The organism is Peribacillus sp. YIM B13477 (assembly GCF_042787955.1).
Classification (GTDB): Bacteria; Bacillota; Bacilli; order Bacillales; family DSM-1321; genus Peribacillus; species Peribacillus frigoritolerans.
Genome location: NZ_JBHZPD010000002.1, coordinates 820,732 through 834,447 on the forward strand (window position 1 = coordinate 820,732; position 13,716 = coordinate 834,447).

The 13,716-nt window shown below is 41.3% G+C and carries 13 protein-coding genes; 2 read left to right on the forward strand and 11 right to left on the reverse strand.

What is annotated here, in order from left to right; all coding sequences use genetic code 11:
- Nucleotides 1-128: 128 nt before the first annotated feature.
- The 8 genes from ACFX4H_RS10700 to ACFX4H_RS10735 form a co-directional block, all read right to left on the reverse strand.
- On the reverse strand, nucleotides 129-1,208 hold the full coding sequence (locus ACFX4H_RS10700; RefSeq protein ID WP_377435172.1) for a YkvI family membrane protein: 1,080 nt from the start codon (nucleotides 1,206-1,208) through the stop codon (nucleotides 129-131).
- Nucleotides 1,209-1,347: 139 nt separating this feature from the next.
- On the reverse strand, nucleotides 1,348-2,457 hold the full coding sequence (gene menC, locus ACFX4H_RS10705) for an o-succinylbenzoate synthase (protein ID WP_377435174.1): 1,110 nt from the start codon (nucleotides 2,455-2,457) through the stop codon (nucleotides 1,348-1,350).
- Nucleotides 2,458-2,470: 13 nt separating this feature from the next.
- On the reverse strand, nucleotides 2,471-3,265 hold the full coding sequence (locus tag ACFX4H_RS10710) for a GNAT family N-acetyltransferase (protein ID WP_034315050.1): 795 nt from the start codon (nucleotides 3,263-3,265) through the stop codon (nucleotides 2,471-2,473).
- Nucleotides 3,258-4,406 carry a M20 peptidase aminoacylase family protein gene (locus tag ACFX4H_RS10715; protein WP_063592660.1) on the reverse strand — a complete coding sequence of 383 codons (1,149 nt, stop codon included), beginning with the start codon at nucleotides 4,404-4,406 and terminating at the stop codon, nucleotides 3,258-3,260. The genes ACFX4H_RS10710 and ACFX4H_RS10715 overlap by 8 nt, the downstream gene beginning before the upstream one ends.
- Nucleotides 4,407-4,466: 60 nt before the next feature.
- On the reverse strand, nucleotides 4,467-5,309 hold the full coding sequence (locus tag ACFX4H_RS10720) for a MurR/RpiR family transcriptional regulator (protein WP_377435176.1): 843 nt from the start codon (nucleotides 5,307-5,309) through the stop codon (nucleotides 4,467-4,469).
- A gap of 776 nt (nucleotides 5,310-6,085) precedes the next feature.
- The gene (locus tag ACFX4H_RS10725) at nucleotides 6,086-6,967 is read right to left on the reverse strand and encodes a radical SAM/SPASM domain-containing protein (RefSeq protein WP_034315057.1); all 882 of its coding nucleotides are present in this window, start codon (nucleotides 6,965-6,967) and stop codon (nucleotides 6,086-6,088) included.
- A gap of 228 nt (nucleotides 6,968-7,195) precedes the next feature.
- On the reverse strand, nucleotides 7,196-7,516 hold the full coding sequence (locus tag ACFX4H_RS10730; protein WP_034315058.1) for a DUF3889 domain-containing protein: 321 nt from the start codon (nucleotides 7,514-7,516) through the stop codon (nucleotides 7,196-7,198).
- Nucleotides 7,517-7,565: 49 nt separating this feature from the next.
- The gene (locus tag ACFX4H_RS10735; protein WP_241636936.1) at nucleotides 7,566-8,534 is read right to left on the reverse strand and encodes a M14 family zinc carboxypeptidase; all 969 of its coding nucleotides are present in this window, start codon (nucleotides 8,532-8,534) and stop codon (nucleotides 7,566-7,568) included.
- 132 nt (nucleotides 8,535-8,666) lie between these two features.
- Here ACFX4H_RS10735 and ACFX4H_RS10740 point away from each other — a divergent pair, with 132 nt between their 5' ends.
- A complete protein-coding gene (locus ACFX4H_RS10740) occupies nucleotides 8,667-8,909 on the forward strand; it encodes a YhdB family protein (protein ID WP_048689737.1) in 243 nt (80 codons plus the stop codon).
- 130 nt (nucleotides 8,910-9,039) lie between these two features.
- Here ACFX4H_RS10740 and ACFX4H_RS10745 read toward each other — a convergent pair whose 3' ends face one another.
- The 3 genes from ACFX4H_RS10745 to ACFX4H_RS10755 all read right to left on the reverse strand — a co-directional run bounded on the left by ACFX4H_RS10745 (nucleotide 9,040) and on the right by ACFX4H_RS10755 (nucleotide 13,158).
- Nucleotides 9,040-9,567 (reverse strand): NADPH-dependent FMN reductase, encoded by a 528-nt coding sequence (locus tag ACFX4H_RS10745; protein WP_241636938.1) that lies wholly within the window; start codon nucleotides 9,565-9,567, stop codon nucleotides 9,040-9,042.
- A gap of 156 nt (nucleotides 9,568-9,723) precedes the next feature.
- Nucleotides 9,724-11,454, reverse strand: a complete 1,731-nt coding sequence (locus ACFX4H_RS10750) for a phospho-sugar mutase (protein ID WP_034315070.1) — start codon at nucleotides 11,452-11,454, stop codon at nucleotides 9,724-9,726.
- 156 nt (nucleotides 11,455-11,610) lie between these two features.
- On the reverse strand, nucleotides 11,611-13,158 hold the full coding sequence (locus tag ACFX4H_RS10755) for a GNAT family N-acetyltransferase (protein ID WP_377435179.1): 1,548 nt from the start codon (nucleotides 13,156-13,158) through the stop codon (nucleotides 11,611-11,613).
- A 190-nt stretch (nucleotides 13,159-13,348) separates the two neighbouring features.
- On the opposite strand from ACFX4H_RS10755, the gene ACFX4H_RS10760 reads away from it, so the two are divergent.
- Nucleotides 13,349-13,648 carry a disulfide oxidoreductase gene (locus tag ACFX4H_RS10760; RefSeq protein ID WP_377435181.1) on the forward strand — a complete coding sequence of 100 codons (300 nt, stop codon included), beginning with the start codon at nucleotides 13,349-13,351 and terminating at the stop codon, nucleotides 13,646-13,648.
- The last annotated feature ends 68 nt before the right edge of the window (nucleotides 13,649-13,716 follow it).

A 13,716-nucleotide genomic window follows, 5' to 3' on the forward strand; every position in this document is an offset into this window, starting at 1 on the left:
TATGAAAAAAAGGAGGAAAAATGCCGTGATCATGAGTAAAGGTCCTCGATAACAGAAAAAAAAACACCTCCATGAAGAAGATGTCAGGCCAAATGTTTTATGCAGTTCTGCACTCAATCTCTTTGATATTAAAATTTCGCTAATTCCGGATTCACAGCCTCTTTTTTCATTTTTGAACGGATCCAGGAAATGATGAGCGCTGCAATGATGACAAAACCTAAGTATCCTGTGATTGGGTATACTGTCCCAACCAAATTAATAAAGCCAACGAAACTTGCAAGGAAGGCGAGAATCCCGACTATAATCACGGATAATTTAAATCGTTTCGTTTCCGCAGGCACCAGCCTGGCAGTGAATGCATACAGCATCCCGACAGCTGTATTATAAATCATTCCTAAAAGGATGATTGATAGGATATATCCCAACCATGGAGAAATCTGATTCGCTAAATGAAGGGTAGGCATACCAGAGCCTTCTATGCCCTTCAAGTCGGACATCATCCCCAAATTGATCAAAAATAACAGGATCCCCAATCCGATACCTCCCAGGATTCCTCCCATTCCAGCCTGTTTCTTATTCTTGAAGGTCCCGCCCATTACGGCCAGCATGGCAATTCCGGCAGTCATATTATATGAAACATAAAGTAATGAACCCATCAACCAATTTCCGGTTGCAGCCGTTCCTTTACTTGAAGATGAAATGATTTGATTGAAACTTAGATTGGATGTGAAAAATGAATAACCTGAAATAATGATCATGATAACGAATAAAAACGGTGTAACGGCACTAATGATGGACATTATTTTATTAACATTAAGTAAAAGCGTACCGATCGTGAGCACCGTCATGACGATTGCACCGACTATGCTTGGAATCCCGAATTGTTCCTCAAAAATCGTTCCGGAGCCGGCAATCATGATGACTGTAACGCCAAACAAGAAAAATGTGATGATAATATCGACCACCCTGCCTATATAGCGGCCGCAAATATGATCGATGATGCTTTTATGGGAACGTGTCTGGAGAGTGCTCCCCAACTGGGTAACTTGCATGCCCAAAAACGCGAATAAAACTGTCGCCACCACAATTCCCAATACACTGTAGATTCCAAAACTCGTGAAGAACTGTAACACTTCTTGTCCTGAAGCGAAACCTGCTCCAATGATGATTCCAATATATGCTCCTGCAAGATTAATACTGTTTTTCATATTAAATACCACCCTAATTATATGATTATTCTGAAAATTTTGGTTATAAGAATATCTTTCCTTTCATCGTTATCCTCCCAGCTTCAAGTTAACGGGCAATTGCCCATGAAGCCGGGAGGTCCTTTAATTCCAACTCTTATTAATTTGTATATCTTTTACTATAGGAAGTGAATTCATCGACCGCTGTGTAATCGACTTCATAGCCAATGCCTGCCGCTTTTGGAACGGTTATGACCCCATCATTCACTGTAACCTCTGGTTGGATGATGTCTTTATGCCAATAATTCGCGGATGCTGCCGTATCACCAGGCATCGTGAAGTTATCAAGTGTTGTCAATGCGATATTATGGGCACGCCCCACACCAGATTCCAACATGCCTCCGCACCAAACCGGTACATTCCTTTCTTTACATAATTCATGTATTTTCATAGCTTCCGTTAAACCGCCAACCCTGCCAATTTTAATATTAATGATTTTACAGCTTCCCAATTCAAGGGCTTTTCTCGCATCTTCGACGGAATGTATACTTTCATCCAAGCAAATCGGTGTTTTGATTTCCGCTTGTAATGTGGCATGATCGACAATATCATCCGATGACAAAGGCTGCTCGATCATCATTAAATCAAATTGATCAAGTTGTTTGAGTAATTCAATGTCTTTCAGCCGGTAAGCGGAGTTTGCATCTGCCATGATCGGGATATCGGGATATCGATTGCGCACCTCCCTGATTACGTCTACATCCCAACCTGGTTGAATTTTCATTTTGATTCTTTTATACCCATCCTTCAATCCAGCTTCTATCTTTGCCAGTAATTCAGGTACCGTTTTTTGGATGCCGATACTGATCCCAACATCGATTTTTTCCAGCTCCCCGCCTAAAGCCATACTTAAAGGGATATTCTTTTCTTTTGCGTATAAATCCCAGATGGCTCCCTCGATTGCCGATTTTGCCATATTATTTTTACGGATATGCGAGAACATATCCGATACATCACGAGGATGCTCTATTTCTTTATCCAATACAAGCGGAATCAGGAAATCCTCCAGCATGGTCCAATTGGTTTTTATCGTTTCTTCGTTATACCAAGGTGCTGAAAATGCCACAGATTCAGCCCAGCCTGAAAGTCCCTTTCCATTTTTCACTTCCACAAGAATGAACTCCTTATCCACAAACGTTCCAAAGCTTGTTGTAAAGGGAGCTACCAAATCCATATTTAAATGACGTAAACGCACTTCCGTTATTTTCATCCCGATTCCCCTCTTATTCTTGTTTTTTTAATAAATAGTTTTGAATGTTTTCACCTTGTTCCCGTTCGATCCCGGCTGCAACATATCCTTTGGCAAAAAGAGCTTTGAATAATTCACCGGTTTTTAACCGCCAATCAATCGCAAGGCGAAGATCAGATTTTTTGATTTGTTGAATATCCGTCGGAATGGGGATGGCGATCACCTCGGCATTGGTTTCGAAATGATAATCCTTGATGTAAGGAAAGCCTTGGTCATTCATTCCTGTCGTTACGATGTGTATGGCTTTATCAGGAAGCGGAGTCTCTTCCTTTGCTTCCTGCCGTATATTCCATTCCACCATGAATCGATCAGTGGAAAGTCCTTCATTGAGGGTATCCTTCATATTTCCATAACAATCTTCCATATATGTAGAGCAAACAGCTTTTAGCTTACCGATATTCAAGTTTGCATTCACACTTTCCAATGGATCATATGTCCATTTGATCAAGTCGTAGCCCTTTTTAAGTGCTTCTTCTTTTTGTGCAAGTTTAAGTAATCTGCCGTAGCCCTTCTTTTGATGGGCCGGATGGATGGCTAACATATGTGAACAAAGATATCCCCTTCCGTCCTTGAATCCCGGGAAACTGTATTGAAACCCGACTAACTGGCCATTGATATAGCCGCCTAATACAAGCCCGCCGTTTTTGACAGCTGTAATCGTCTGATGGATGGGAACGCAATCCATGCCCCATACAAGGGCTTCCAGCCGCTGCACTTCTTGTAGATCCTCTAGTCCGGATAGGGATTTTATGATGAATTCTTCAGTCATGTAAGTGGCCCTCCCCTCCATATTTCTCGAAAGTGAGTATGATGGCTTTGGCCAGGATTTCAATTCCCGATAACAAAGCTTCTTTGTTGAATGTCATGTTCGGATGATGGAGCCCTGGTGCCAAATCACAGCCCAATCCAAGCATCGTCGCTTTGAGTTCAGGTCTTTTCAACGTATAAAAATGAAAATCCTCCCCTCCTGTTGTAATGACAGGCGCTACCAAATTTTCCTCTCCAAGTGTATCGGCTATCGCTTCAGACATTATTTCCTGGGCTTGATCGTTCACGGTTGCTGCAGCAACACAGGTTCCCGGTTCGAGTTTCACTTCGACTCCATGGACAATGGCCAAAGATTCTGCAACCTTTTCCACCTTTTTGGTGAGCTCTTTCATCACTGCATTATCCTGTGCCCGTAAATCCAATGAAAAAGTGGCTCTCCCCGGGATGATATTGGAACTTTCGCCGCCAGCAAAAAACTGCGTCATTTTTACGGAATAAGGGATGGACGGATTGAGATGGATTCCATTTAACAAAGTGATGAATGCCGCTCCTATCTCGATGGCATTCTGCCCTTGATGCGGTCTGGCTCCATGCGCATCAGTTCCCGCTATTTCACCTTTAATGAACTGAGCGGCTCCATGGACAATGGCTGGCGCCGCTTGCCCATCTTTCACTTCCTCAACCGGTCTTAGGTGCACTCCATAAAGGAAATCGACATTATCCAATACTTTTTCTTCAATCATCTTCAAGGCGCCCGTACCTTTCTCTTCAGCAGGTTGGAAAATGAATTTAAGCTTGCCTCTTGGGCGAAAGCCCATTTCCTTCAATACAAGGAATACTCCAAGTGCCAAGGTCATATGACCATCGTGTCCACAGGAATGATTGGCTTGAAACGTCCCTTGCACCTCCTGCCAAAGTGCATCGATATCCGATCGTAATCCCACCGTGAAATCCCCATCCCCGATTTCGCCAACCACGCCTGTACAGTCCTCGAATGTTTTCACCGTACACTGATTGCCCGTTAAAATATTTGAAATGAAAGCTGTCGTATTCACCTCATTCCAACTCGTTTCTGGATTTGCGTGTAAATGGTCAAAAATATCGAGTATACGCGGCCTTAATTTTTCGATAGTTTGTGTGATATCCATTTCTGTCTCCCCCTTATTTAATCGGCATGTTCACCAACCGATGGATGTTTTATCTCAAAAGAAATAATCGTCTTGATTGAACGCATCATATATAGCTTTTCTTTCTTTGAATCCTTGTTCATCCTTAATCGATACACCAGCTACTAAACTATTCAATAATGAAAATAACACTGGCGCCGTATCGATCGTAGAAGTCCTTGGTGTTGAAATGGGCAATAAAATGTCAGTGTATTCCGTAATCGGAGCCAGTTCGGAATCCGTAATCCCAATTACAAATGCACCCGCTTTTTTGGCCATTTCCGTTATTTTCACAGTCTCTTTAACATAGCGGTGAAATGAAATGGCGACAAAAACGGAATTTTCAGTCATTTTATCCAACAGTAAAAATATATCATCAGTATCAGGCCGATATAAATGGACCTCTTCCCTAACAAGCCTTAGCGTAAAGGTTAACCAATGTGCTGCCGAAAATGATAAACGGTGTCCGGAAATCAAAACATTGTCAGCTGCCGTCAATTTATCGACTGTTTTGGTGAAATCTTCATTTGATAAATTTTTCATGGTCTTTTCGATGCTGATGATATCCTGCCCCATCACTTGAGCCATGAAGTTTGGCTGACTCGCGGCTTCAAGTTTTGAAGAATGATATTCATTCAAACTGCTGCTCTCATATATCAACTGATTTCGAATAAGGTTTTGAAGCTCTGCATATCCGCTTAGCCCCAATGAATAGCAAAAGCGGATGATGGTCGTTTCACTCACACCAATCTCTTTTCCAAGCTTTTGAGCTGAAGTGACTGCAAATGTATGTGAATGCACCAACAAGTATTTTGCTACCTTTTTTTGACCAGTAGATAAACCAGGGAATACTTCTTTAACTTTTTGCTGTAAATCCATAAAACATCCCCTCTGATGCAAGATATGAATCCAATACTTTTTATATGACAATATGAAGTATTAACTTCATTAATAATAGTGAGTATTTTATCACGGTCCTTTTAATAAAACAATAATATTCTGAATTTTCATAATGAGATGGTGACAATGTCCTTCAAGCACAAAAAACAGAGATGGACTCCATGGATTTAGTTTGGCGAAATAAGATGGGGTTCGGAGTACGAGGATGGTTTTTCAGTCGGCGAAAAGCGAGCGGATTTCTGAAAAAGGGTATGTGTAATGATTTCCACTCCAGGCACTCGCTTTCCGCGGGCGGTCCTTGCGACTGTGTGGTGTCCCTCGACACGCTTTTCCCTCAGGAGTCTCGTACCTTCCGTTCCAATCAACTGTAACTTTTTTCAAAAGAAATATTGTAGGAAAACTGGCTCTTCTCCAATTCGTCTACAGTCTGGGGGTTCCATCAATTTTTCGACAAAAGGAGTTTCGGATTGTTTCCCCTGAACCAAGATAAAAATAAACTTGATTATCTTTCATGTTTTTTACTGCCTAATCTCGTTGGATTGAAGAAATTTGAGACGCTCCTGCCGAATTTACCGGCTAGCCGAGACCCCACAGACGCTTGCTTTGATGCGGCTTGGCAGACAATCGGCGGAAAGGGAGCGGAATTCTGCAATCACCTGAACTTTTCCAATAAAAAAACTGCAGGCAAACTGATTTTCCATCGAGTTTGTCTACAGTCTGAAACCACGAAGGTGAACTCCGTAATTTTCCTTCATTTATTTTTTATGACGCTTTGCGTAGCCACATCGTTTACATAATTCTTCAACTGCACATCTTCTTGAGAAACCATCATACATATTTTTAGCCCGTTCACCATTTAAAATGTCTTCAAGTGATGTTTCGAATATATTTCCAAGCGGTATTTTCCCTTCACTATCCAAACAACAAGGTACGACTGTACCATCCACCAAGATACCTAACTGATCTCTAAGAGCATAGCAGAAAATATTTTCATCGATAATGTCACGGTCCAATTCCGGCCACTCGAATTTTTCGGCCATGTTTATATAAACCCGGTCCCTTAACTTAATATTATTCTTTTGCTGAAGAGCTTCACTTAAGCGAATGTCCAATGAAAGCTTCTCCTCCAGCATGCTCAGAATATCATCGTTCAGGCCATTACTCGCTTTTAATTCAGCCGTATCCATATTCCATAAACGAATGGCACAAATCACTTCACTTTTTTCATTTGCTTCATTTATAAAATCGGCAATATTACTGACATAAGAGTCAAGACTATTGGTCGTATCGTTTGCCTCAAAGCTATGAAGTGAAATATTCACCTGCCGGAGGGCTTTTTTGGAGAGCAGCTTGTCTTTGACCTTTTGAATCAAAGTACCATTCGTTGTAATATTAACCTTCAGGTCATTTTCAGCACTGATATCCAGGAATGTTCCCAAATTTTTATTTAAAAACGGTTCACCCATCAGATGAAAATAAATATGATCGGTGTGTGGTTTGATTTTCTTGATAACATCCGTAAACCCTTCGGGATCCATGAATTTAAGGGTCCTTTGCAAGCTGGAACTTGGGCAAAAATTACACTTCAAATTACATATATTCGTAATTTCCACATAAACTTTCTTAAACTTTCTCATTTTCTAATACCCCTACAATCAAGCTTATTGTTTCAATCTGATACTAACTATACTGGTTAGCTGCCCATAAATGCAATGAAAACTTCATGGCAGCTGACCGTATTGGAATAACAACGATTCCGATATCCCCTTTTCCGGACAACTTTTAAAAGAAATCAGAAAAAAACACCTTCTCGAGGTGAAGATGTTCGGTAAGATGCCTACCTGGAATTTCGGTTTGTCCTGATCTCACTTTCCTTTTTGCTCTGTAACTTTCAAACTAAGTAATTTTTCATTTTTCAAATCATGTTGTACGGTAACGATGACATTGAAGTCCTGACCTTTATCCTCGACCAAAAATCTGAAATCGTCTTCGACGAGGTTTTTCGCTACAGTTTTTCTGCCTTTATATTCGTAGTCAGTAATCTCAACTTCAGGATAATCTGCCTGCACAACCGTAATCGCAATCTTTCCGTATTTTTCATAATCGGGTTTTTGGGCCTGTGCTGAAATGGATCCTGCTTGTATGATCAAAAAAATCCCCATTAGCATCACGATGACTTTTTTCAAAATCTTTTCCTCCTCATACTTTCCGCTTAGTATTATTATGTAAAAATGTTCAGTTGTTATGCAGCTGCTCCGCTTCTTTTACAAGCATGATGCCAACTAATCGATTCCTCTTCCATTCCTCAGGAAACACAGTCAACGGCGGATTGGTTTCATCCACTAAATAACTAAGTTCGATCGTCATTCCCGGGCGGCTGAATTCAGTTATGAACCAATCAGTAAACCCGCTTCCTACCGCTTCTTTCTCCGGAAAGGTCAGTTCATATCCCGTCATTTCGGCAGTCTTTTTGGCAATCCCATAATCCCTCACCATATTTTTCCGTTTATTTTTGTAATGCCAAAAGATTTCCCTTCCTGAGGTATGATAGGAAACAGCAATAAGGGGATCGATCTCCTTCGTGAAATCCGTAAGCGCTTTTACTTCGGCTGCTTCCAGTGGTTGTCGGCCTTTATAAAATTGATACGTCGGTTTTGTTTCACGACTCATTACTTCCTTCCATCCAGCCGGATATTGCCTATTCAAATCAATGCCTTTAGCGTTGGCTTTCCACCTGGACCAATTCTTGCTATATCGGTTCATTTTCCATACTGCAGTCTTTTCAAGAACATTTAAATTGGATAAATCTCCTTGCTGGATGCTCACGCCATCTGGATTAAGCATCGGGATGAACCAGATGCTCACTTCATCCAATGATTCCGACGGAAATTCTCCAATAGGATTGCCCGCTCGATAGGCGGCTGCATACCCTTCAAGCATACGCATTAAAAGTATGGAACTGAGCCATTCCCGTCCATGATGTGATCCCACCAGCAAAATCGATTTTTTCCCTTTCCCTAACTTGACTGCCTTTATATTTTTCCCCTTTTCAGTTTGTCCGATTATTCGAGCGTCCAATTCATACTGCTTTTGGATTCCTTGCAAATCCATTTCCATCTGTTCAGGGGAATACACTTCTGCTGCCAGGGATGGTTCAGGGAAAAAAAGAAGCACCAATATTCCAATTACCATTATTTTTCTCATGTACTCACCTTTTATTTTTATTCAGGTAAAAAGCAACAACCGCGGTCCAAATACATCGCCACTTATTGTAAGGAAATGTTCTGTCAGATCTGAACAAAATACAAATAGCTCCTTATTAAGGGGGAGAAGAACATGAGGATTGCGGATTATGATCAGGCATTGTTTCACACACACCGTTCTGATTGGGACAGCTTGTTAGTATTGATGGTTCGAACGAAAGATCACTTTCTTTCGAAAAAAATAGAACATTTCTTGCACGCTTACAGGTTTGAGCATGATTATCAAATCGTTCAATCCCAGCTGTATGCACTGCTTCGTTATCTGGATCATGCGGCAGAAAAAACAAGTGATTATTTAAGTGAACTTCCAAGCTAAAATCAACTATAGTTTTTGCAAATCGGGAAAATTTATACAAGAGGATTAAATATCGGGGATATAACTTTGGCTGGTGAAACCCTATAAAAACAAGGAAGGGTCAGGTATTGAATACCTGACCCTCATTTCATCATTTTTTCATTGTAGCATATGCAGTTGAATACATTTTAAGCTCTTCGATCATACCTTCAACAAGTACCGCAGACTCTTCAAATAAACCATCATTTTCGTAATCGAAGCAATGCGGATCCAGAACCAATTGTTTGGCAATCACATTTGCATAAAGGCTTCGACCCACTGTCCTCATGGAATTCAAGGCATTGATCCCGCCTTTTCCTCCCCCGGAGACAGCCAATAGGGCGACAGGTTTATGCGTGAATTGTTCACTGCTTAAAAAATCCAAGGCATTTTTCAAGGCTCCGCTCATGGAACCATGATATTCCGGAGAGGCCAGAATTACGCCATCAGCTTCCTCGATGCTTTTCCTGAGCCCTTGAATCACTTCCAATTGATATTGCTCACCTTCACCTGAATATAAAGGGATTTCGCTATTGCTTAAATCAATAAGTTCCGCCCCGTATTTCTTGGATATGTAGCGTGAGGCAATCCCTGTACGCCCTTGTTTACGTGGTGAACCATTAATGATTACTAATTTCATGAATTAAACCTCCATTATTCCCGATGTTTCCGAGATCAGTCGCCAATACAGTATACCAAAACCGAAACGGAATTTCCTAGAATTTTGATTTTTCATTCAACTAAAAATCAAAAAAAACGAAAGACCGAAGAAGTCTTTCGTTTAGCTTTCATTCATTTAAACCAATGCTTCAATCTTGCTCATGAAATCTTCCATGACTCCAGATAACTTGGACTCAGCTTCTTGCATTGATTTACCTTGGACACCGAAATAGAATTTAATTTTCGGTTCGGTGCCTGAAGGGCGCAGGCAAACCCATGTACCATCCTCAAGGAAATACTTTAATACATTTGATTTCGGAAGCTCGATCAATTCTTCATCATTTGAAAGTAATGTCCGCTTCTTGCTGCTTTGGTAATCTTCTTCAATGACTACCGGAATGCCAGCTATTCGGGAAGGTGGATTTTGACGGAATTGATTCAATATTCCTTGAATCTGTTTCGCTCCCTCAATGCCCTTTAAAGTCAATGAACGCAAACCTTCCAAGTAAAAGCCGTACTTTTCAAACACATTCAGCAACCCTTCATATAGTGTCAATCCCTGCTTTTTATAATGGGCACAGACCTCGACAGCAAGCACTGCAGCTTGAATGGCATCCTTGTCACGTGCAAAGTCTTTAATCAAATAACCGTAGCTTTCTTCATATCCGAACAAAAAGCTACTTTCCCCGCTTTCATGATACTGATTTATTTTCTCGGCGATGAACTTAAACCCGGTAAGTACATCAACTGTCTTCAAGCCATATGACTCGGCAATCGTCCGACCGATTTCCGAAGTGACGATGGTTTTTAAGACTACTCCATTTTGGGGAATCTTTCCTTTCTCTTTTTTCTGGGACAGTAAATAGTCCAGGAAAAGTGCACCTGTTTGATTTCCAGTCAGGACAACATATTGACCCATCTCGTTTTTAACGGCAATTCCAAGCCGATCGGCATCTGGATCCGTTGCTATCAATAAGTCTGCCTCCACCTTGTTTCCAAGCTCAATGGCCATTTCAAATGCAGCTGGTTCCTCTGGATTTGGAGACTGAACTGTCGAAAAATCCGGATCCGGCAATTCCTGTTCCTTAACGATATGCAAATTTTGATATCCTAAGCTTTGAAGTGCCCGCCTGACGGATTTATTTGCCGTTCCATGAAGCGGCGTAAAAACGATTGACACATCTATTTCCTCGGCAAGCTGCGGATTCTCAGGAACCGTCAGCAGCTCACGATTATAGGCAGCGTCCAATTCCTCCCCAATCATTTCGATGAGGCCCTGCCCTTTAAGGACTTCAGCTTCTTCAACCTGAATTTCAAGCTCACTTTCAATGGCATTCACATAGCCGATCACCTGATCCGCTGCTTCCGGCGGCAATTGTGCCCCATCTGACCCATAAACCTTGTAACCATTATATTCAGGCGGATTGTGGCTCGCCGTGATGACGATTCCAGCAAAAGCATTCAGCTCGCGAACCGCAAATGACAATTCTGGAGTTGGACGCAATTCATCGAATAAATAAGCCTTCACCCCAAATGTAGCCAAGGTCTTAGCCGCTTCGAGTGCAAATTCCGGGGACTTATGTCTCGAATCATAAGCAATCACAGCCCCTCTTCCTTTTGCTTCTTCCCCAAACGAAGAGATATATTGAGCCAATCCAACCGTTGCCTTCCTTACAGTATAAAGATTCATCCGGTTCGTTCCCGCTCCGATTTCCCCACGCATTCCGCCTGTTCCAAACTCTAAATTTTTATAAAAGGCATCTTCGAGTTGTGCTTCATCCCGCTGCATTTCCTCAAGGAGGACACGTAATTCCCCATTTAAATTCTGGTACCCTGCCCAAGTAGTGTATAAAGATTTCCAATCCATCTCCAACATCTCCTCCCAAACGCCTTATTTGTAATTATTATGTATCTGCCTTACATATACAAAATTATCATATTTATTCCAATAAATGAAGTAAAGGCTCGTAATGAAAAGAACCTAATCCAGTGTTCTTCACATCACGAGCTGTTTTCTTCCTATTTATTTCCCGCCATCTTTGTAATGCAGATGGTATATATCATGACGGCGATCTTTCAATTGCTTTACAGTACCGGACTGACGCTCCCGCCTTAAGATCTCCAAGTCGACATCGCCAATGAGGACCATCTCAAGGTTCGGGCTGGTTTCCCCGACTATGCCGTCACGTGCAAATTCGAAATCCGAAGGTGAGAAGATTCCCGATTGGGCATATTGGATATCCATATTTTCCGTTTGCGGGAGATTTCCAACCGTTCCGGAAATGACGGTATAAATTTGGTTTTCCACGGCACGGGCCTGGGCACAATAGCGAACTCGCAGGTAGCCTTGCCTGTCTTCAGTACAAAATGGAGTGAATATGATTTTGGCTCCCATGTCGGTAGCAATCCGGGCGAGTTCCGGGAACTCAATATCATAACAAATTTGTATGGCGATCTTACCACAATCCGTATCAAAGACACGAACGCGGTCACCTGCGTTAATACCCCACCATTTTCTTTCATTCGGTGTAATATGAATTTTATATTGCTTTTCAATCGTTCCATCGCGACGGAATAAATAAGCGATATTATAGATATTATCATCATCTTCTTTAACGAAATGGGAACCGCCGATGATATTGACGTTATACCTTACAGCTAAAGTGGTAAACAATTCAATGTACTGCTCCGTGAAATCCGACAGTTTCCTGACAGCCAAGCTTGGTGATCTTTCATTCAAGAACGACATCAGCTGGGTTGTGAACAATTCCGGGAACACGGCGAAATCCGCATTGGCATCCGAAGCAACGTCGGTGAAATACTCAACTTGGTTAGCAAAGTCATCGAATGAATCGATTTTACGAAGCATGTATTGCACGACGCAAATCCGTACCGGTTCCGATGTTTTATAATACCGTTTTGTTTTCGGCTGATAATCTACGTTATTCCACTCCATGAGCGTAGCATACTTATTGGATTGCAGATCGTCCGGCAAATAATTCGGATTGATCCTCATAAGCGTGAACCCATTTAAAAGCTGGAACGAAAGAACAGGATCATATATTTTGTGCAATTGAACTTCTTTTACATACTCCCTTGGTAAGAGTTCCTCCGCATGTTTATGGTAATTGGGAATCCTGCCCCCGATAATGATGCTTTTTAAATTCAAGTGGGCAACAAGTTCTTTCCTTGAATCATATAGTCTTTGACCAATTTTCATCCTGCGGAACTCAGGATGGACCATGACCTCGATTCCATATAAATTATAACCATCCGGATTATGATTACTGATGTACCCATTATCGGTTACATCATCCCATGTATGGCGGTCATCATATTCGTCAAAATTAATAATGAGGCTGGAACATGAGCCAATCACTTTTCCATCATATTCAGCCACAAACTGCCCTTCTGGAAAAATTGCCAGATGGCTCTCAAGCTGATCTCGCTTCCATGGAACCATTCCCGGAAAGCAACTCGACTGCAAAGCAATTATTTCATCTATGTCTCCTAGCCTCATATTACGTATTTCCATTATTTTTTCATATTTATGCAGGTCCAAATTAGGCATTTTCCTCAGACTCCTTTAATCTCTTCCATAAGAATTATACCCCTTATTCAAAAATTAAAACAACCGAACCTACCCATTGATTTCAAATAATAACATTCTGAATGTCCGTTAAAAGAATATATATTTTACAGACGCGGTCCTTACATACTATACTTTTCATGAGAGTAAAAAGAGATGGGGAAGAGGAACCATGAACAATACAAAACGCAGTGTGGAAAACTTATTATTTGCAGCCCGGGCTGCTTCCATCATTGCGATGTTTGGAAGCTTATATTTTTCTGAAATTAAGCAATACGAACCTTGTGCACTCTGTTGGTATCAGCGGATCATCATGTATCCTTTTATGATCATATCAGGAATTGCAATCATTCGAAAAGATTATTGGATCAGTTTTTATACCATGATATCGTCCGCTATCGGTGCATTCATTTCCACGTACCATTACTTGATACAAAAGGATTCATTCTTTCCCGACCACACCCTTGCATGAGAAGGGTTCCAGGTACAGGACAATATATAAACGTATTGGTTTCATCACCATCACGTTCTAGCCTTGAC